At 30.5% G+C, this 20742-nt stretch carries 19 protein-coding genes and 1 other RNA gene; 5 read left to right on the top strand and 15 right to left on the bottom strand.

From position 1 onward, the window contains the following. Window positions 1-137: 137 nt before the first annotated feature. Window positions 138-2096, top strand: coding sequence for a KUP/HAK/KT family potassium transporter (locus G4L40_RS04975; protein WP_166236055.1), 1959 nt, complete (start codon window positions 138-140; stop codon window positions 2094-2096). 5 nt (window positions 2097-2101) lie between these two features. On the opposite strand, the gene G4L40_RS13180 is transcribed toward G4L40_RS04975, so the two are convergent. The 3 genes from G4L40_RS13180 to ffs all read right to left on the bottom strand — a co-directional run bounded on the left by G4L40_RS13180 (window position 2102) and on the right by ffs (window position 4140). Then, window positions 2102-2254: a hypothetical protein gene (locus G4L40_RS13180; protein WP_394367764.1), complete on the bottom strand. Its 153-nt coding sequence runs from the start codon at window positions 2252-2254 to the stop codon at window positions 2102-2104. 212 nt (window positions 2255-2466) lie between these two features. Then, window positions 2467-3882, bottom strand: coding sequence for an L-serine ammonia-lyase (locus G4L40_RS04965; RefSeq protein WP_166236054.1), 1416 nt, complete (start codon window positions 3880-3882; stop codon window positions 2467-2469). A gap of 160 nt (window positions 3883-4042) precedes the next feature. After that, window positions 4043-4140: signal recognition particle sRNA small type (ffs, locus tag G4L40_RS04960), an RNA gene on the bottom strand. A gap of 88 nt (window positions 4141-4228) precedes the next feature. Between ffs and G4L40_RS04955 the strand changes: the two genes are divergently transcribed. Both G4L40_RS04955 and G4L40_RS04950 read left to right on the top strand, forming a co-directional pair. Continuing rightward, window positions 4229-5296 (top strand): glutaminyl-peptide cyclotransferase, encoded by a 1068-nt coding sequence (locus G4L40_RS04955; protein ID WP_166236053.1) that lies wholly within the window; start codon window positions 4229-4231, stop codon window positions 5294-5296. A gap of 1 nt (window position 5297) precedes the next feature. Then, window positions 5298-5978: a carboxypeptidase-like regulatory domain-containing protein gene (locus G4L40_RS04950; protein ID WP_166236052.1), complete on the top strand. Its 681-nt coding sequence runs from the start codon at window positions 5298-5300 to the stop codon at window positions 5976-5978. On the opposite strand, the gene G4L40_RS04945 is transcribed toward G4L40_RS04950, so the two are convergent. From G4L40_RS04945 to dnaK, 3 genes are all read right to left on the bottom strand, one after another. Beyond that, on the bottom strand, window positions 5979-6929 hold the full coding sequence (locus G4L40_RS04945; protein WP_166236051.1) for an NAD(P)H-dependent flavin oxidoreductase: 951 nt from the start codon (window positions 6927-6929) through the stop codon (window positions 5979-5981). Window positions 6930-6977: 48 nt separating this feature from the next. Further along, window positions 6978-7607 carry a hypothetical protein gene (locus G4L40_RS04940; RefSeq protein ID WP_166236050.1) on the bottom strand — a complete coding sequence of 210 codons (630 nt, stop codon included), beginning with the start codon at window positions 7605-7607 and terminating at the stop codon, window positions 6978-6980. A gap of 117 nt (window positions 7608-7724) precedes the next feature. Continuing rightward, window positions 7725-9608, bottom strand: a complete 1884-nt coding sequence (dnaK, locus tag G4L40_RS04935) for a molecular chaperone DnaK (protein WP_166236049.1) — start codon at window positions 9606-9608, stop codon at window positions 7725-7727. Window positions 9609-9848: 240 nt separating this feature from the next. Here dnaK and hutH point away from each other — a divergent pair, with 240 nt between their 5' ends. Next, window positions 9849-11351 (top strand): histidine ammonia-lyase, encoded by a 1503-nt coding sequence (gene hutH / locus G4L40_RS04930; RefSeq protein WP_166236048.1) that lies wholly within the window; start codon window positions 9849-9851, stop codon window positions 11349-11351. A gap of 54 nt (window positions 11352-11405) precedes the next feature. Here hutH and G4L40_RS04925 read toward each other — a convergent pair whose 3' ends face one another. The 9 genes from G4L40_RS04925 to gcvT all read right to left on the bottom strand — a co-directional run bounded on the left by G4L40_RS04925 (window position 11406) and on the right by gcvT (window position 19664). After that, window positions 11406-11801, bottom strand: a complete 396-nt coding sequence (locus G4L40_RS04925) for a hypothetical protein (RefSeq protein WP_166236047.1) — start codon at window positions 11799-11801, stop codon at window positions 11406-11408. A gap of 104 nt (window positions 11802-11905) precedes the next feature. Further along, window positions 11906-12355: an SRPBCC family protein gene (locus G4L40_RS04920; RefSeq protein WP_166236046.1), complete on the bottom strand. Its 450-nt coding sequence runs from the start codon at window positions 12353-12355 to the stop codon at window positions 11906-11908. An 81-nt stretch (window positions 12356-12436) separates the two neighbouring features. Further along, window positions 12437-12856, bottom strand: a complete 420-nt coding sequence (locus tag G4L40_RS04915) for a hypothetical protein (protein WP_166236045.1) — start codon at window positions 12854-12856, stop codon at window positions 12437-12439. A gap of 539 nt (window positions 12857-13395) precedes the next feature. Further along, window positions 13396-13890, bottom strand: a complete 495-nt coding sequence (locus G4L40_RS04910) for a hypothetical protein (RefSeq protein ID WP_166236044.1) — start codon at window positions 13888-13890, stop codon at window positions 13396-13398. A 76-nt stretch (window positions 13891-13966) separates the two neighbouring features. Continuing rightward, on the bottom strand, window positions 13967-14545 hold the full coding sequence (locus G4L40_RS04905; RefSeq protein ID WP_166236043.1) for a hypothetical protein: 579 nt from the start codon (window positions 14543-14545) through the stop codon (window positions 13967-13969). A gap of 148 nt (window positions 14546-14693) precedes the next feature. Beyond that, on the bottom strand, window positions 14694-15413 hold the full coding sequence (locus tag G4L40_RS04900) for a YebC/PmpR family DNA-binding transcriptional regulator (protein ID WP_111567191.1): 720 nt from the start codon (window positions 15411-15413) through the stop codon (window positions 14694-14696). 83 nt (window positions 15414-15496) lie between these two features. Beyond that, window positions 15497-16534: an LIC11966 family surface protein gene (locus G4L40_RS04895; RefSeq protein WP_166236042.1), complete on the bottom strand. Its 1038-nt coding sequence runs from the start codon at window positions 16532-16534 to the stop codon at window positions 15497-15499. A gap of 10 nt (window positions 16535-16544) precedes the next feature. Next, window positions 16545-18572, bottom strand: coding sequence for a S41 family peptidase (locus G4L40_RS04890; protein WP_166236041.1), 2028 nt, complete (start codon window positions 18570-18572; stop codon window positions 16545-16547). 9 nt (window positions 18573-18581) lie between these two features. Further along, window positions 18582-19664: a glycine cleavage system aminomethyltransferase GcvT gene (gene gcvT, locus G4L40_RS04885; protein ID WP_166236040.1), complete on the bottom strand. Its 1083-nt coding sequence runs from the start codon at window positions 19662-19664 to the stop codon at window positions 18582-18584. A gap of 130 nt (window positions 19665-19794) precedes the next feature. Between gcvT and G4L40_RS04880 the strand changes: the two genes are divergently transcribed. Next, the gene (locus G4L40_RS04880; RefSeq protein WP_166236039.1) at window positions 19795-20598 is read left to right on the top strand and encodes an SDR family oxidoreductase; all 804 of its coding nucleotides are present in this window, start codon (window positions 19795-19797) and stop codon (window positions 20596-20598) included. Window positions 20599-20742 lie beyond the last annotated feature (144 nt).

The following is a 20742-nucleotide window of genomic DNA, read 5'->3' as shown; positions in this document are numbered from 1 at the left end:
GAAAAATTAGAATACATAAATCCTTTTATTAGCCCTAATAAAGTATCTATTAGATTATTAATCTAAAAAATTTCTTTTGAAAGACTTTTAAAATAAGTTATTCTAGATAAAAAGTTAGCTAATTATTTTCCAATTTTATGGGACATTCAACTACACAAAAAGTTACAGCAGCCACATTATTAGTAGCCTTAGGAATTATTTACGGAGATATTGGTACAAGTCCTTTGTACGTAATGAAAGCGATTGTAGATAAACGACCAATTTCAGAATTATTAGTTTATGGAGGAATATCGTGTGTATTTTGGACATTGACTTTTCAAACAACATTCAAATATATTATTTTAACATTAAACGCTGATAACCATGGTGAGGGAGGCGTTTTTTCGTTATACGCATTAGTAAAACGTTTTGGTAAAGGAAGATTGGTAATTCCAACAATTTTAGGAGCAGCAACTTTACTTGCAGATGGTATTATTACACCGCCTATTTCTGTGGCTTCAGCAGTTGAAGGATTAGAAGTAATAATTCCAGATATCCCTACTATTCCAATTGTAATTGCAATTTTGTCTGGTATTTTCTTGTTTCAACGTTTTGGAACTCAAAAAGTTGGTTTCTTTTTTGGACCAGCTATGGTGATTTGGTTTTCAATGCTTTTTGTTTTAGGTTTTTCTCAAATTATCAACCATCCTGAAATTTTAAAATGCTTAAATCCAATGTATGCTTATCGTTTATTGGTTGAGTATCCACACGGGTTTTGGCTATTGGGAGCTGTCTTTTTATGTACAACAGGAGCAGAGGCTTTATATTCTGATTTAGGTCACTGTGGAAAAAATAATATTAGAATTACTTGGGTATTTGTTAAGATATGCTTGGTAACTAATTATTTAGGGCAAGGAGCATGGTTAATGTCTGAACAAAATAATTTCTTAGAAGGTAGAAATCCATTCTTTAAAATTATGCCAGAGTGGTTTTTATTATTTGGAATTGCTATTGCAACAATGGCTGCAATTATTGCCTCTCAAGCCTTAATTAGTGGATCGTTTACGTTAATAAACGAGGCAATTTCCTTAAACTTTTGGCCAAGAATTACATTAAAAAATCCAACTAATAATAAAGGGCAAATTTATATTCCATCCATCAACTTAATCTTATGGGTTGGTTGCGTGGCTATGATTTTATACTTTAAGAATTCGGCACATATGGAGGCAGCTTATGGTTTAGCGATAACGCTTGCTATGATGATGACTACCTTGTTGTTGATGTATTATTTGTATTATCGTTTGCGTTTTAATAAGTATATCATTTTGGTTATTTTCATGCTTTTTGCTTTTATTGAAATATCATTCTTTATTGCAAATATGAAGAAGTTTCCAGAAGGAGGTTTTGTGACATTAATTATTTCAGGTCTATTTTTTACAGTAATGTATATCATTTTCTTTGGTAGAAGATTAAATAATAATTTTACCAAATATGTTCCTTTGAGTAATTATAGAGATTTATTAGTAGAATTATCAGCAGATAATACATATACAAAATATGCCACTCACTTGGTTTATTTAACCAAAGCAGATAAAACTTCTGAGATAGAAGAAAAGATTATGAAGTCTATATTTGCTAAAAAACCAAAACGTGCTGATGTATACTGGTTCTTACATATTCATAGAACAGAAGAACCTTTTACTCTTGATTATGAGGTAATTGAATTGATTAACGATAAAGTAATTAAAGTTAACATCAATGCTGGTTTTAGAGTTCAGCCTAAAGTAGAGTTGTATTTTAAAAATATCATTAAAGATTTAGTTGATAATAAAGAATTAGACTTACACATTAGACCTGATGGTTCTTCTAAATATAATGCTGAACCAGACTTTAAATTTGTGGTATTAGAAAAATTCATCTCTTTTGAAAATGAATTCTCATTTAAAGAAGGTTTCTTATTAAATTCTTATTTTAGTTTAAAAGGATTAGGTGTTTCTGATGAAAAAGCTTTTGGATTAGATAAAAGTGATGTGGTAGTAGAAGAGATTCCTCTAATTTTCCACCCTGTAACTGATTTAGTACTAAAGAGAAAGTTACATATTAAGAATGAAGAGTAGTATAACTATTTATTAATTTTTAACACATAATAATCGATGAAATAGGCGGCAATAGTTCCAATTGCTAAACATATTAAATCGATGAATAAAAATCCTTGCCCTAAGATATAATGTCCTAGGGCATTTTTACGTAAGGTAACTAGCCAATCTAATTGAATTAATTGTGAGATCTCAATGCAAAAACAAAAGATTAAACCTAATAGGAGTGAAGTTGTTTTTTTTTGAATTTATAAATAGGAAACGAAATCCAAAATAAATTAATATTGCATATAAAATATCTCCTATAAATAAAGGGACGCTATTGTTTGATCTTGAAAGTATTCCAATAATTATGGTTAGGATTATTATATAAAAATAGGTGATACGCATATTAACAATCGGCCAATCCAACACCTACTGCTAAGCCTCCTTCAGAAGTTTCTTTATATTTAGAATTCATATCTTTTGCTGTTTCCCACATAGTGTTGATTACTTTGTCTAAAGGTACTTTTGCATTTTTAGCGTCAGTTTCTAGAGCAAGTTCTGCTGCATTTATTGCTTTTATAGCTCCCATTGTATTTCGCTCAATACAAGGAACTTGTACTAATCCGCCAATAGGGTCGCATGTTAATCCTAAATGATGTTCCATCGCTATTTCGGCTGCCATTTGAACTTGCTCTGGTGTGCCGCCCATCAATTCGCACAAAGCTGCTGCAGCCATGGCAGATGATACGCCAATTTCTGCTTGGCAACCACCCATTGCGGCTGATATGGTAGCTCCTTTTTTGAAAATACTTCCAATTTCTCCTGCAACCATTAAAAACTGTTTGATTTCTTTTTCTCCTGCATTGTGATTTTCAATTACTAAATAATACATTAGTACAGCAGGAATAACACCAGCACTTCCGTTGGTAGGAGCAGTGACTACACGACCTAAAGATGCATTTACTTCATTTACTGCCAAAGCAAAACAACTTACCCATTTTAATATTTGTCGAAATTTCACTTCTGTTTGACGAATATTTTGTAACCAAGTATATGGATTGTCATATGGCAATACACCTATTAAATTTTTGTGCATGTCATAAGCACGTCTTCTAACGTTTAAACCGCCGGGTAAAATTCCTTCTGTGTGACAACCAATATACATACATTCTAGCATAGTATCCCATATACGGAGTAATTCATTATGTATTTCTTCTTCGCTACGCATTGATTTCTCATTTTCGTAGACGATTTCAGATATTTTCTTGTTTTCAGCTGCACAAAATTCCAATAACTCTGTTGCTTTTTCAACAGGAAATGGGAAAGCACATTTGACTGTTTCGCTAGACTTGTCTTCCGCTTCTTTAATTACAAATCCACCACCAATTGAATAAAATGTAGCAGCATATTCACCAGAATCTGTAAAAGCAGTGAATGTTAGCCCATTTGCATGAAAAGGCAAAAAATTTCGATTAAAAACAATATCTTTTTCAAAACAAAAGGGAATGATAATTTCGTTGCCTAAGAAAATTTCTTTTTTGTTTTTAATTGCAGAAATAATAACGTCAATACTTTCTACTGGAACATATTCAGGGTCAGCACCACTTAATCCTAGCATAATGGCTAAATCAGTTGCGTGTCCTTTTCCTGTTAATGATAGTGAACCATATAAATCGACTTTTACACGATTGATAGAATCAATTATGTTTTTTTCGCGTAATTCGGCTAAAAAATTTTCAGCAGCACGCCAAGGCCCTAAGGTGTGAGAACTTGAAGGACCTACACCAATTTTTAACATATCAAAAACAGAAATACATTCCATACCTAAAAGAGTTGTATAATATAAATACAAATATAATTAGGAATTCGTAAAATAGTTTGGTAATTTTAGTTTTATCACAAAAAAAGAAGTGTTTTTTTACGTTTTGTGAATAAAATAAAAAATCTCCACAAAGGGAGACTATCAGATATAAGAAATAAAAAATGGCAAGCGACCTACATCGCACCGCTACAACCACATACCTTTGCTGTGTTCCCACCCTGGAGGAGTCTGCAGGAGCTGGTCGTGTAGGACTTGCCGGTGCAAATATACAATCTTTTTATATTTTTGCAAGTCAATTGTGAGTATAAAAAATCATTGTATATTTACGTTATAAAATATTTTAATCATGTTAAAAGTTAAGCTATTCGCTTTCATAGTATTAAGTGTAGTTTCTTCGGCTTGTAAAGAAGATGAAAATGAGTTAAAAAAATTATTTTCTTTTGATGCATCGCATTTAAAACAGGTATATAAGTTAGAAGAAAGTGTTGATTTAGTATTGTCAAATGAAAAAAACAAGACTATTGATTCAGTAGTTTATTTTATTAATGAAAATAAAATTGGTGCTGTAAAAGGGAATGAGAAGTTTCATTTTGGATTAGAGAAGCAAAAATTGGGTAACCAAGACATTAAAGCTTTGGTTTACTTTGAAGGTAAAAACATTGACATTACTGATAGTTTTACTATTTTTTCAAGTATTACGCCGAAAGTATTAAGCTACAAGATAATTAATACTTATTCACATGATATGAAAGCTTATACACAAGGCTTTGAGTTTTATCGTGATACTTTATTTGAGGGAACCGGAAATGGAGCAGGAGCAGGCACTGGTACAAGAGGAAAATCAAGCTTAAGAAAAACAGATTATAAAACTGGAAAAGTGCTAAAAACTATTGAATTAGCTGATCAATATTTTGGAGAAGGAATTACGATTTTAAATAATAAAGTCTATCAATTAACATGGCAAAATAAAGAAGGTTATGTTTATGATGCGGCTACTTTTAAGAAAGAGAAAACATTTACCTACGAAACAGAAGGTTGGGGTTTAACTAATGATGGAAAACAATTGTATTTGAGTGATGGTTCTGAAAAAATCTATATTTATAATCCTGAAACATTAAAAGTTACGGATTTTATTTCGGTATATACTCAAAATTCAAAAATTGAATCTATTAATGAATTGGAATGGATTGACGGTAAAATTTGGGCCAACATTTATGGTAAAGATGCCATAGCAATTATCAATCCAGCTAATGGTTCAGTAGAAGGTGTATTGAATTTGAGTGAACTTAAATCAAAAGTTACCAATCATCCAGATATTGATGTTTTGAATGGAATTGCATACAATCCAAAAACAAAAACAATTTTTGTTACAGGTAAAAATTGGGATAAAACCTTCGAAATTGTAATAGAATAATTTGACAAAAAAAATTAACATATCGATTCCTGAACCTTGTCATGAAAATTGGGAAGAGATGTCTCATGTTGATAAAGGAAGGTATTGCCATTCATGTTCAAAAGTGGTTTTTGATTTTACAAATGCTTCAGACAAAGAAATAATAGCGCATTTAAACCATAATAAAAATACTTGTGGTAGATTTTTGAATGTACAATTGAATAGAGATTTAATTGTTGCTAAGCAAAAATCGTCCTATTGGGTAATTGCTACAACTGGATTATTAAGTTTTTTTGGAGTTGGCTCTCATAACTCTTATGCTCAGGTAAAACAAGACACGATTCAAACGGATAAAGTAACTTCTTTTACGAAAGATTCTATTTTAAATCCAAACCTTTTGCATAAAATTACTGGAATTGTTATAGATGAATTAGGTCCAGTATTAGAAGCTAATGTCTCTGTAAAAGGAACAATTAGAGAAACAAAAACTGACTTTGATGGTAAATTTGAAATTGAAGTTACAGATGGAGAAATTCTAATTGCTACATTTTTGGGCAGTAAAAAAGAAATTCAGATAGAAAAAAATAAAAATAATTATGAAATTATTTTTGACCCACCAATGCTTATAGGAGAAATTGTTTATATCAAAAAACAAACCTTCATTGGAAGACAAATTCAAAGTATTCGCAATTGGTTTAGATAATTAAGAAACTATTTTTTTTACAATATCTTTTATTGGCAAAATTGCTGTAGTGTTTTCAATACTAGGACCCGCAACCCAAACCGTTTTATAAGTCACTTGTGTCGCAGCTTTTTCAGTTGCTTTCATTCCGATATAAAAACGAATCATTTTTACCCATTTTTTAAGGCTTTTATTCTTATTTAATACGGTTTCAATCCAAGATTGTTTCGTTCCTACTTTTTGAACATAAGGCGTATTGATAACCGTACAAGGTGTTCCCGAAATACGTTCTGTCATTACAATATCTTTTGCACCATAATCTACACAAGCTTGTTTGTATTCTTGTGAAACTCCAGCTTCATTAGATGCAATAAACGGACTACCTACAGAAACACCAACAGCACCATAGCTCAGCATTGTATCTAAATCTGATTTTTTGCTTACACCACCAGCCGAAATTACAGGTAGTTTGGTGTTTTCGTTTAATTGTTTAATGAGTGTTTCAGGATCAATATTTCCACGGTGACCACCAGCTTGATTGTTTACCGCTATAAGTGCATCAGCTCCTAGACTTTCTACTTTTTTTGCAAAGGCTAAATCAGTAACATCACAAAAAACTTTGATACCAACTTTATGCGCTTCTCGAATTGTTTCTTCTGGCGAACCAAGCGATGTTAGAATGAAATCTACTCTTTCTTCACATAAAATACGCAACTGCTCTTTATATTTAACGTTTGATTTGTTTACAATTAAGTTATAACCAAAACTTCCTCCAGGAACTTTAGCTGCTTTTAATTCATGGATTGAAGCTCTTAATTCTTCTAATGTTCTATAATTTAATGCTGGAATACAACCTGCAATGCCACTTTTCATACCTTCAATTACCATTTTAGTATTGGATACTAAAAACATAGGAGCCATAATTACTGGATGTGTAATTTGTAAAAGTGAAGTTAGCGATTGCTTTTCCATACTATTTGATTTTTTTTCAAATATAGTAAAAAATATTATGCACGCATATTACTTTTTCTTTTTTGGAGCAGTTGTAGTTTTGGGAGCTCCTTTAATTTCATATTTACCAGAAGATGTATTATAAACATATACACTATTTTGTGTTTTTGTTTTTAAATTAAAACTTCCATCTGTATTAAGCGTAAATTCAAAACCTTCACTTCTATTTTTTTCTACATCTTGAGAGGCGGTTTTATTTGCATCTAAAAAAACAGTTTCTTTGATATGAGATGATTTGTGGATGTTACCCAGCAATAATGTTTTGTTTTCGATATCCCAAAGCTGATCTTCGGTTACAACGCCATTTTCTTTTTTTAATTTGGTATCTACTTTAATTTCTTCTTTCCAGTTTACATGATAGAATTTTTTTCCATTTGTGGTGTAACTTTTTAGTGTAAAACTGGAAGGTTTAAAATCGGGTGTAGTAATTTTTTTAATTTCTAAAGTATCAATTTTACTAACGTTTTTTACAAATAGAACTACTTTCTTTTCTTTGTTTAGGGTAATTATTTCTGCTGTAACATTATCTGCTGTAGCTAGAACAACTTTTTTGGTTGTAGTAGTTTTTGATTTTGATTTTTGAGCAAATGTTGCAGTTGAAATTAGTACCAATGCAAGAAATAGAAAGACTTTTTTCATAATAGTAGGTTATTGAATTAAGTTCCTAATATACAAAAAAATAGATACGCTTGTTTTTTTAAAATAAAAAAACCGAATCATTACTGACTCGGTTTTTAAATTATTACAATTTATAGATTATTTCACTTCTTCGAAATCTACATCTTGTGTTTGGTCTCCTGAAGCGTTTGCTTGTGGCTCAGCTTGAGAAGCTCCTTGTTCTTGTGATTTGTACATTTCTTCTGTAGCTGTTTTCCAAGCTGCATTTACGTTGTCTAAACCTTTTTGAATAGCTTCTAAATCTTGATTCTCATGAGCCATTTTCAACTCAGTTAAAGCATATTCGATAGCTGTTTTGTGTTCAGCAGTTAATTTATCACCAATTTCTTTTAATTGACTTTCTGTTTGGAAAATCATTGAATCAGCTTCGTTTAACTTATCTACTCTTTCTTTAGCTAATTTGTCTGCTTCAGCATTCATTTCAGCATCTTTTTTCATTCTTTCGATTTCTTCTGGAGTTAAACCTGAAGAAGCTTCGATACGAATATCATGAGATTTTCCTGTTCCTTTATCTGTAGCAGAAACTTTGATGATACCATTCGCATCAATATCGAAAGTTACTTCAATTTGAGGAACTCCTCTTGGTGCTGGTGGAATACCATCTAAATGGAAACGACCAATTGTTTTGTTATCATTTGCCATTGGTCTTTCTCCTTGTAAAACGTGGATTTCTACCGATGGTTGGTTATCTGCTGCTGTTGAGAAAACTTGTGATTTTCTTGTTGGAATTGTAGTATTAGACTCAATTAATTTTGTCATAACACTTCCCATAGTTTCAATACCTAATGAAAGTGGTGTAACGTCTAATAACAATACGTCTTTTACTTCTCCTGTTAAAACTCCACCTTGAATTGCAGCTCCAATTGCTACTACTTCATCAGGATTAACTCCTTTTGATGGTTTTTTGTTGAAGAATTTCTCCACTTGTTCTTGGATAACAGGAATACGAGTTGAACCTCCAACTAAAATTACTTCGTCGATATCAGAAACTGATAAACCAGCATCTTTTAACGCTTTAGCAACTGGTTCCATAGAACGTTTTACTAAAGTTTCAGCTAATTGTTCGAATTTAGCTCTTGTTAACGTTTGCACTAAGTGTTTTGGTCCAGAAGCCGTAGCTGTTACATATGGTAAGTTGATTTCTGTTTGAGTAGAAGCTGATAATTCAATTTTAGCTTTTTCAGCCGCTTCTTTTAAACGTTGTAATGCCATTGGGTCTTTACGTAAATCAACACCTTCAGCAGTATTGAATTCGTTAGCTAACCAATCGATAATTACTTGGTCAAAATCATCTCCACCTAAGTGTGTATCTCCGTTTGTAGATAATACTTCAAAAACTCCGTCTCCTAATTCTAAGATAGAAATATCAAAAGTACCACCACCTAAATCGTAAACTGCGATTTTTTGGTCTTTTCCTTGTTTGTCTAATCCATAAGCTAAAGCTGCTGCTGTAGGCTCATTGATGATACGCATTACTTTTAAACCAGCAATTTCACCCGCTTCTTTCGTAGCTTGACGTTGTGCATCGTTAAAGTAAGCTGGAACAGTAATAACTGCTTCAGAAACTGAATGACCTAAATAATCTTCAGCTGTTTTTTTCATTTTTTGAAGTGTCATTGCAGACAATTCTTGTGGTGTATATAAACGACCATCGATATCAACACGAGGTGTATCGTTGTCACCTTTAACCACTTTGTAAGCTACTGTTGAAGCTTCTTTTGCACTTTCAGTATACTTGTTACCCATAAAACGTTTTACCGAAGCAATCGTTTTTGTTGGGTTAGTTACTGCTTGTCTTTTTGCCGGATCTCCAACTTTAATTTCTCCACCTTCTACAAAAGCAATTACAGATGGTGTTGTTCTTTTACCTTCTGCGTTTGCAATTACAACAGGTTCTCCACCTTCCATAACAGCCACACATGAGTTGGTTGTTCCTAAGTCGATTCCAATAATTTTACTCATTTTTATACTAGTTAGATTTTAAATTTCAATTTTAAACTCGATGACTCTAATTCAATGATTGTGCCAACTACGATTTAGATTAAAAATGTCAGGATATTTGTTTTGTCAGTAAAAAACGTACTGACAAGATGTCATTTTTTGCAGTGTTTTCATTATTTCGTATATTAATCTTGAAAATAGTAAAAGTAATATTTGCTTTTTTAGGTTGGTTTACGGAATTTTGAACTTTAAAATTTTACAATGGAAACCATACATTATATCAGTTCTGATTTACTTTCTTTAGAAAAAATCAATGAAATTATTTTTCAAGGGCAAAAATTAGCTTTATCAGAAGAAGCAAGAGTTAATATTGAAAAGTGCAGAAAGTATTTAGATGATAAAATGCAATCACACAGCGATCCTATTTATGGAATTAATACAGGATTTGGCTCGCTTTGTAATGTAAAGATTTCTAATGAAAATTTATCTAAACTTCAAGAGAATCTTGTGAAATCGCATGCGTGTGGAACAGGGGAGGAAGTGCCAAGTGAGGTTGTAAAAATAATGTTGTTGCTTAAAATTCAGTCATTGAGTTATGGTCATTCTGGTGTGCAATTAGTTACTGTTGATAGGTTGATTGATTTTTATAATAATGATATTTTCCCAGTAATTTATACCCAAGGTTCTTTAGGTGCTTCCGGTGATTTGGCACCTTTAGCACATTTATCATTGCCTTTATTAGGTGAAGGAGAAGTATATCATGATGGATTTAGACAACCAGCAAATAAAGTCTTGGAAAAAATGGGATGGCACCCCATTGTTTTGCAATCTAAAGAAGGTTTAGCTTTATTAAATGGTACACAATTTATGAGTGCTTATGGTGTTTATACATTGCTTAAATCATGTAAGTTGTCTTATTTGGCGGATGTTATTGCTGCAATTTCATTAGAGGGATTTGATGGTAGAATAGAGCCTTTTACAGATTTAATTCATTTAATAAGGCCACATAAAGGACAAATTAAAACGGCTGAATTTTTTAGAGATATTTTAGAAGACAGCGAAATTATTGCACAACCTAAAGTACATGTTCAAGATCCTTATTCGTTTAGATGTGTGCCGCAAGTACATGGTGCTTCAAAAGACGCTATTGATTATGTAAAAAGAGTTTTTCGTACAGAAGTAAATTCGGTAACCGATAATCCAAATGTATTTGTTGGAGAAGATTTAATTATTTCTGGTGGAAATTTTCATGGACAACCTTTAGCTTTAGCTTTAGATTTTTTAGGAATTGCTTTGTCCGAATTAGGAAGTATTTCAGAACGAAGAACTTATCAATTAATTTCGGGTTTAAGAGGATTACCAGCTTTTTTAGTGAACGACCCAGGGTTGAATTCAGGATTTATGATTCCTCAATATACTGCGGCAAGCATTGCTAGTCAAAATAAACAATTAGCAACTCCGGCAAGTATTGATAGTATTGTTTCTTCAAACGGACAAGAAGATCATGTGAGCATGGGAGCTAATGCAGCTACAAAAACGCTACGCATCGTTGATAATCTGGAGCGAATTTTAGCAATAGAGTTGTTAAACGCATCGCAAGCATTAGAATTTAGAAGACCTTTAAAATCGAGTGAATTTATAGAAAGCTTTGTGAAATCGTATCGTGAGGAAGTTCCATTTGTTTCAGAAGATAGAATTTTACATTATGATATTGAAAAATCAATTTCTTTCTTAAATAGTTTTCAAATAGATATAGAAGATTAATACAAGAAATTATAAATAAAAAAACGCTATTGATTTGATTCAATAGCGTTTTTTTTATTCCATTAATAACATTTCACTTTCCATTACAAAATTAGGATAATCAGGCATTGTGGCTCTCATGATATAAGATTTCTCACGAACTTCTATAATTTCAATAACTAATAATCCCGCAAATCTAGCATCATAATCCATTGTTTCTTTGGTTGGTAAAACAGTGTATTTGCAGTCATCAATCCATTTAATATGAAAACTAAGTTGTTTAGAATTACCTTCGATTTCTTCATACTGAATATCGCCTTTACGCTTTATAATGTAAGTTGTTCCAGAGTTTTTATCTACTAATTTAAAGGTTCCATTTTTAAACTTTTTGCAATCCTTGATTTGAGCGGTTCCAAAATTGCAGAAAAATATAAAGCTGCAACAAAATAGAAGAAATTGAATTTTTTTCATTGAGTGATTTTTTGTTTGAACCAAATATAAAAAAAACTCCGAGAAGTGACGGAGTTTTCAAGTATTATATTTTAAAAGCAACCTTTTTTGATATTTAGTTAGTTTTAATTATCTGGAATATTAGGTTCTACTAATTTTTTTAATTTTTCTAGAGATTCTTGCCAACCTAAATAACACATCTCAGTAGGAATCATTGCTGGAATATTCTCTTGTAGTATTTTGATTTCTGTGCCACAAGAAACAGCCTTCAACCAAACCGAAGTTGTCATTTCGCCTGGTAAGTTGGGGTCATCAAAAGTGTCGGTGTATTTTATAAACTCGTTTGGTTTGATATCTAAATATTTTCCACCAAAAGAATGCCCGTTACCCGTTGTAAAATTGATGAATGACATTTTAAAACCGCCGCCAATTTTCACATCCATACTGTGAACCTCACACAAAAAACCATACGGTGGAATCCACGAAGCCATTGCATTTTTGTCTGTAAATGCACGAAACACCTTTTCAGGTGGAGCCGTTACTACGCGATGTAACGAAACAAAATTATCTGCCATATTTTTTTATTACTAATTTACGAAAAAATAGATTAATTTTTTGAAGGTATGGAATTCAATTACATTAGTATCTGGTTTATTTTATTCTTTTCTGAAACCAATTTTTGTTTCACCTTTTTCTTTTATTGGTTGAAGAAATAGGATTCCATTATTAAATAAAAATATTGCTTCATTTCGTTTTCCATTAGCTTCAATTATTGTAAGTGTATTTTTTTTTCTATCTACCACAAAATTTCCTTTAGAAATTCCTTCTAGTGGATTATAACTTTCAAAATCTCCATTTTCGCCAAAGATAAATGTTGTTGGATAAATAAATTGCTCTGACATTTCTTTCAATTCTTTAATAGTGGTTTTACTATTAGAATCTTTAATATATATAGAATCGGTTAATTTATTTACGTAAATTGTTTTATCTTCAAGTGAAATGATTTTCCATTTACCTGTAAAATCTTGAGAATAACTATTTGTAAATATGAGAAAGAATAAAATTAGGATTTTCATATTATTTTTTTGATAATGTTATTTGATAATTTCACGCCATCGGGTTTTACCTCCATTTTGTCTTATTTATGTTCTTTTTAAAAATTGTTTTTAGCAATACTTTTTAATTACTTCCATATTTGTCCACCAGAAAGTATAATAATAAAATAAAGTGGAATTAGTATAGTAACTACAACTAAAATAAGAAATTGAAGATTATTTAGTTCATAAATTTTCTCTTTTTTAAAATCAACTTTTTTAGATTTAGCAGAAAATGTTTTATGGACTAAATAAAGCCAAATAGCGGCAACTGGCATAAAAAACAATTTATTAGTTGAGTTGTCACTGCTAAAGCTAGAAATTTTAAAATTAAATAGTTTACTCAAAATTAGCATTCCGAGAAAAAAATGAACACATTGCGACAAAAACACAATACAACTTGCACTAAACGTTGGATCTATATTCTTTTTTAATTTCAAGAAATTGAGATATTGTAAGTATAATTTTGTGTACATTTTATTTTTAAGATTACGGAATACAGTTTCGTAGTATAGTATATATTAATTTATTCTGATTAATTTTAATATCAATAGATTTACTATGGATTCATTTTTATTATTGTTTTCTGATTTACAAATTAAACTATCTTTTTTCTGAGAATCAATTCGGAATGAATGCCTTAATTTTCTATTGAAATAAAGATTTAAAATTTGATTTTTAGAATCAAATTTCCATTTCCATTTTCCAACAATTTTTGAAACAGTCCAATCTTTAACATGTAAATCCTCAACGGTTAAGTTTCCGCTACTTTTAAAGTTTAATTCAGTTATGTTTTCATTATTATTTTGTTGAAGTTTTAAATAAGTTTCATTAGTTTTTACGTTTTCGCTATTAAATTTTAGAATTTGAATAAGTGAAATTGTATCCGATTTATAAAAATTTTCATTGTTAGCAAACCATTTTGTTTTTTTTAAATCTGATTTTTTTATAGATTGTGCATTTAGTTCAAATATGCATATTGTAAATATAGTTATTAATAATATTGTATTTTTCATAATGTTAACGTTCTAGAGTTTACTTTTTTTATTGACATATTTGACTTCTATCTTTATTTTAAGAAAGGCAGTTCATTTAATCAAAATTCAAATTTATTTTAAAATTCTGTTTAGCGATTTCAAATTCACTGACGCTTAATGGGCCATAAATTTTTAATTCTTTTTTCTCAATTATATAAAAATTTTCCTTGTTAATCTTCATTTTTTGAATTTCAGTTGAATTTTTTAAAAGTTCATTAGTGAATTTTTCAGAGTAAATACTGTTTTGTTCTGTCTGATCTAATTTTGCTAAATAGTCTTCATTCAGTTTAATATAATTTTTGTCATATGTGAAATATACTTTAGGCATAAATAACATGTTTTCTATTAAGCGTTTTGTCTGTTCGTTATTGAAATTTTGTTTAATTATAATAAAATCTGAATTGTATTTATATTCTTCAATTTCAGGTAAAATAACAGGAATTTTTTTATTGTTTTCACATAGATATATTCCATTTCCATCAAAAGTTGTAACATCAAAAATTATTTCTTGAGATGGAATATAAAAAAAATTATTACCAAGATTAATCTCCTTTTCGTTATCGTTACAAGAGAACAGGAAAAATAGAATTACACATTGTAAATAAACGTATTTATTGAAATATTTTCTTTTCATTTGTTTTGTTAATTGCTGATTTTGTTAGGTTTTAGAGAATTAATTCGAACTAATTAATTTTATCATAATGTGTATTTCAATTACGCTAATATATAAAAAAATCCCCACAATTTCTTGCGAGGATTTCGTATATAAGATAGAAAAAGAATTACTCAGCGCTTTCTTGCATCGTGTGATAAACGTTCATTACGTCATCATCTTCTTCAATTTTTTCTAATAGTTTTTCAACATCAGCTACTTGGTCTGGTGTTAATTCTTTGGTTACTTGTGGAATTCTTTCAAATCCTGAAGATAAAATTTCTAATCCACGAGATTCTAATTCTTTTTGGATAGCACCAAAGCTTTCAAAAGGCGCGTACATTAAAATACCGTCTTCGTCAGCAAAGATTTCTTCTACACCAAAATCAATCATTTCTAATTCTAATTCTTCCACATCTTGTCCTTCTGCTGGAATTCTAAAATTACACGTATGATCAAACATAAATTCTACCGAACCTTGTGTTCCAAACGTTCCGTTGCATTTGTTAAAGTAACTTCTAATATTAGCAACTGTTCTGTTATTGTTATCGGTAGCAGTTTCAATTAGAATCGCTATTCCGTGAGGCGCATAGCCTTCAAACAAGACTTCTTTAAAGTTAGCTGTGTCTTTATCTGATGCTTTTTTGATAGCGCGTTCTACGTTATCTTTTGGCATATTGGCAGCTTTTGCATTTTGAATAACTGCTCTTAAACGTGAGTTGGTTTCAGGATTTGGTCCGCCTTCTTTAACGGCCATTACAATGTCTTTTCCAATGCGTGTAAACGTTTTTGCCATTGCTGACCAACGTTTCATTTTGCGGGCTTTTCTAAATTCAAACGCTCTTCCCATTTTGTATTGTATGATTCTTGTTAGAAATTGTGATTTATTAAATTCTTGGCAAAATTAAACTTTTTTATTGTTTGAACAAGAAATTAATCATTTGGAACATGACGAGAAATAAATTGGTCACCACTAGCATTCCATTGATTGATCATGTTGTTTTTATCTTGATTGAATTTGGTATTCATTTTATTGTAATCGTTGACTTTTTTATTGATGTCTTTAACCATTTGATTAAAGTTGTCTATTTCTTCTTTTGTTCTGTCTTTATCAGATTTTCTCTCTAAAGAAGTTTTAGTTTCTTCAAATTTTGTATTGAACAATAAGAAATTAATAACCTCAGGAGCATATTCATTAGCTACCTTTTTATACATTTCTAAACTTTTTTTAGTGCTTTCTAATAGTGTAGCATCTTTTTTAAAGGGTTGCATTTGAGTTAATTTTTGTAAACCTTCATCAGCATATAGTAGGAGTGAACTAGCATTTTGCTGAATACCTGCGATATCTTTTTGTTCTACTGCTTTTAAAAGCATTATATCTGTAATATTGCATTTAAAGAAAACTAGAAAAAGTTCAGTATGGTATGAAAAAACTTCATTTGATAATTTCATTTTCTTGCCTAATTCAGAATCACCTTCTGTTAGTGTAATATTATATTTTTCGGCAAACTTTTTTTGTCCAGCTACCACCACTTCGTGTTCTTTATCCATTCTAGCATTTACTAAATCTCTAGTCATAATGTAGGCTTCCATAAAATCATAAGATTGTTCTGCAACTTCTTGCATATCAACAATTTTGCTATAATCTTCATTGATAATAATTTCAGATACAGACAAATAGTTGATTACTTGATCTTTATATTCAGTGTCTCCTTTGTAACCATTTTTAAGTTTAGCAATATTGGCTTTAGCTAATTGAATACTTTTTACCAAGTTTTTTCTAGTAGCATCAATTTTTCGAGCGCTTTTAGAATGTGCAATTGTTTTGGTGTATTTCCACATGTTTTTAGAAATTGCATCTTCTTCTTTACTAATGTAATTGAGGTATTCTACAGGTGTTTTGAAATCTTGGGAAAATAAGTTGTTTGCTGTCAATAAGAAACAAACAAGTAGAAAAGAAATGTTTTTCATAATTGAGTTATTAGTGAGTTAAATCATGTATAATATTTACGGCTTCATAAATGCGACCATTTGTATCAATGAGTTTGATTTTTTCTGAGTTATCTTTTTTGAGATATTCGTCAAATTTTATTTTTTCGATATCCGATGAATTATTTTTAATAAGTAAACCAAAAGTTTTTGCGCTAATTTTTTCTGTTTCAGTATATAATTTATCTGATTTGTGCACTTCATCAAAAACTGTACTAAATTTTAATAATAAAGGTTTTCTTTCTTCATTTACAAAGTTATAGATGTCCTTATTTAAATTTTCAATTTCAGTAAAATAAGGATTGTTTTTGATTCTAATTGAACTGTTTTCAATAGCTTTAGAAAAATCGTTTGGGCATTTTTTAAAACTTAATTTAGGAACAATAGTATCATTTTCTAATACATTTTTAGAAGAGGATTCTCTAGGCATTAAATCATTAAAGAGATAAGGTAATTTTATAGATGGAATTACACCTTCTTTTTGACTACTTTTCCCAGTAATGCGATAAAATTTTTGACCTGTAATTTTTACAAAATCTTGATTTGAATAGGTTTCTTCAAAAGGAATTATACTTTGCATTGATGCTTTTCCATAAGTTGGATTACCAACAATAATTCCTCTGTTATAATCTTGAATTGCATTCGCAAAAAATTCACTTGCAGATGCTGAAAACCCATTAACAATAACAACCAGTGGTCCATTATACACCACACCACGATTATAATCTTTTAATGTTTCTATATTATTAAACTTATCGTTCATGATAGCAATTGGGCCAATGTCTATAAACATTCCAACTAATTTCATTGCTTCAGTTACACTACCACCACCGTTATCATCTAAGTCAATTATGATACCGCTAACTTTATCTTCTTGAAGTTTAATAATTTCTCTTGCCACATCATTTGAAAGTGTATTGGTGCCATTTTCATCATTATAAAAACTTGGAATTTTTATGTAGCCAACTTTTTTATCTACATTTTCAATTACATAACTATAAACAAGATTTCCTGTAGCTTTCATGATTCTTTTTTCTAATGAAACTGTAAAAACTTCTCCATTTTTCTTTCTTAAAGTAATCTCTAATGTTTTGAAGTTATCTGATGAAAGCAATTCTGAAATTTTTTCTAAAGAAGCACAGTTACTGTAAAATTCATCTCTTTTGTGTTTCACTTTTAATAATTGATCGCCAGCATCAATTTTATGTACATCAAAAGCAGGGCTTCCAGGAATAATTTCTGCAACAACTACATTGTCTTTATCGTCTAATTGAAAAAGAATTCCAATTGAGCTATTATCAGCACTTACGGATGAAATGAAATTAACCTTATCATTGTATGAAAGATAAGTAGTGTGTGGGTCAAAAAAATTAGTGTACACAACATAAAAGCTGCTTAAAAAAGAGCTATAGAAAGTTGTTTCTTCTTTTATTAAACCATTAAGTTTGCATTTGTAATTTTCAAATATTTTAGCTCTAGATGTTTCGGAAATTGTTGTAAAATTTGCGGTTAGAGAGTCTTTATTTTTGCTTTGTTGTGCAATATCAATAAGTATTTCGTAGGTAATCTTCTTTTTTATAAAACGTTTTACATCGGTATCATCTTTTAAATAGCGAATATTTTTTTTAGTAAAAAACAAAGTATCTTTAGTATTCAATATAATACTTTGTTTTTCAAGTCCTTCAACTACTGAGAGCGTTCTTTGTAAAGCAGTTTTATAAGTGTTTGCAATTTCATCTAAAAAAGAACAATCTTTATCAATAATGTAGTTATCAATTTTAAGGCGATGTTTTTTTAATTTTGAAATTTCGGTTTCAGTAAATAATATTTTTTCTTCGTCTAAATACTCCAAAAAATTATCGTAAACAAATACAGAAAGACTATCATCAATGACTTTAGGTTTATAATGATTTTCTTTGATTAAGGTGTTTATTTTTTTAATTGTAACACAGGCTTTTTCAGCGTTTTGAGCAAAAAGGCCACACTGAAAAAGCACTGCGAAATAGAAGAATCTTGTCATTAAAAGCGATTATTTTTTATAAAAAGGCATTTTAACCACTTTCGCTTTAATGTCTTTGTTTCTAATTCTGATATAAATTTCAGAATCTGGAGTAGCTAAAGCTGTTGGTACATATCCCATTCCAATAGCAATTCCCATGGATGGTGATTGTGTTCCAGAAGTTACAATTCCTACAACATTTCCAGCTGCATCAGCAATTTCATAGTCATGACGAGGAATTCCTCTTTCAATCATTTCAAAACCAACTAATTTTTTAGAAACACCAGCTTCTTTTTGCTTTTTAAGATTTTCAGAATTGGTAAATTCCTTATCAAATTTAGTAATCCATCCTAATCCAGCTTCTAAAGGAGATGTAGTGTCGTTGATATCATTTCCATATAAGCAGAATCCCATTTCTAAACGTAATGTATCACGAGCAGCTAATCCTATTGGTTTAATACCAAATGCTTCACCCGCTTCAAAAACTTTATTCCAAATGTATTCTGCGTCTTCGTTTTTAAAATAAATTTCAAATCCGCCAGAACCAGTATATCCAGTTGCTGAAATAATTACATCACTTTTGCCTGCAAAATCACCAATTTGGAATGTATAATATCCCATATTTGTTAAATCAATTGATGTTAATGATTGCATTGCTTCAGCAGCTTTAGGTCCTTGAATTGCTAACAATGAATAGTCATCTGAAAGGTTTTGCATTTCAACTCCTAAATCATTGTGAGATGAAATCCAATTCCAGTCTTTTTCAATGTTTGAAGCATTTACAACCAACATATAGTGATTGTCAGCTACTTTATATACGATTAAATCGTCAACAATTCCACCTTCGTTATTTGGTAAACAAGAATATTGCGCTTTTCCATCAACTAATTTTGAAGCATCATTTGAGGTTACTTTTTGAATTAATGCTAATGCGTTTTCTCCTTTTAAGAAAAATTCTCCCATGTGAGAAACATCAAAAACGCCTACGCCATTTCTAACGATTTCGTGTTCTGCATTTACTCCTTCATATTGCACAGGCATATTGTATCCTGCAAATGGAACCATTTTAGCTCCTAAACTTTCGTGAATGTGCGTTAACGCTGTATTTTTCATGATTTAGTGTTGAATAATTTGAGACTGCTAATGTATTAAAAATTATGAAAAAACTCACGATTTCTTCTTATTTAATTGGTATAGTTTGTTGTGTTTTTTTTAAATACATTTGCAATTCAAATTTAATATCATGAGCAAAGTAGTATTAATTACTGGTGGTTCCTCAGGAATTGGAAAATCAATTGGCGAGTTTTTGCATGAAAAAGGTTTTGTAGTATATGGTACAAGTCGAAATCCTGAAAAAATTGCAAATTCGATATTTCCATTGGTAGCATTGGATGTTCGCAATAAGCAAAGTATTGTAAATTGCGTAGCAGAAGTGATTCAGAAATCAGGACGCTTAGATATAGTAATTAATAATGCTGGAGTAGGAATTACAGGGCCAATTGAAGAAATCCCAACAGAGGAAATCCGAAATAATTTCGAAACGAATTTATTTGGTCCAATTGAAGTGATGAAAGCGGTTTTACCTCAAATGCGTGCGCAAAAATCGGGTTTAATTATCAATATTACTTCAATTGCAGGTTATATGGGATTGCCTTATCGTGGCATTTATTCCGCTTCAAAAGGCGCTTTAGAATTAATCACCGAAGCGTTACGAATGGAAGTAAAATCCTTCGGAATTCAAATTACTAATGTAGCTCCAGGCGATTTTGCTACAAACATAGCAGCAGGACGTTTTCATGCTCCGGTGGTTAAAGGTTCGGCCTACGAAGTTCCTTACGGAAATACCTTAAAAGAAATGGATTCACACGTAGATAGCGGCAGTAATCCAAACGAAATGGCAGAAGCAATTTTTGCTATCATTCAAACCGATAAACCAAAAGTACATTATAAAGTTGGGGCTTTCATGCAAAAGTTTTCTATTGTTCTAAAACGCATTTTACCGGATACGGTGTATGAAAAAATGTTGATGAATCATTATAAGCTTTAACAATATCAAAATTCAATATCAAGTTCAATATCAATTGTTTAAATGAATTATTTTGTTTTTGAAATTGATTTTTGAAATTGTCATTGCCATTGCATTTTGATTTCTTACTTTTGCATTTCAAAACAACACACAATACATTAAAAT

Origin of the sequence: Flavobacterium celericrescens (assembly GCF_011392075.1) — a bacterium.
Lineage (GTDB): Bacteria > Bacteroidota > Bacteroidia > Flavobacteriales > Flavobacteriaceae > Flavobacterium > Flavobacterium celericrescens.
The sequence above is the reverse complement of the archived record's forward strand: the minus strand, read 5'-3'. Positions and strand labels throughout refer to the sequence as shown.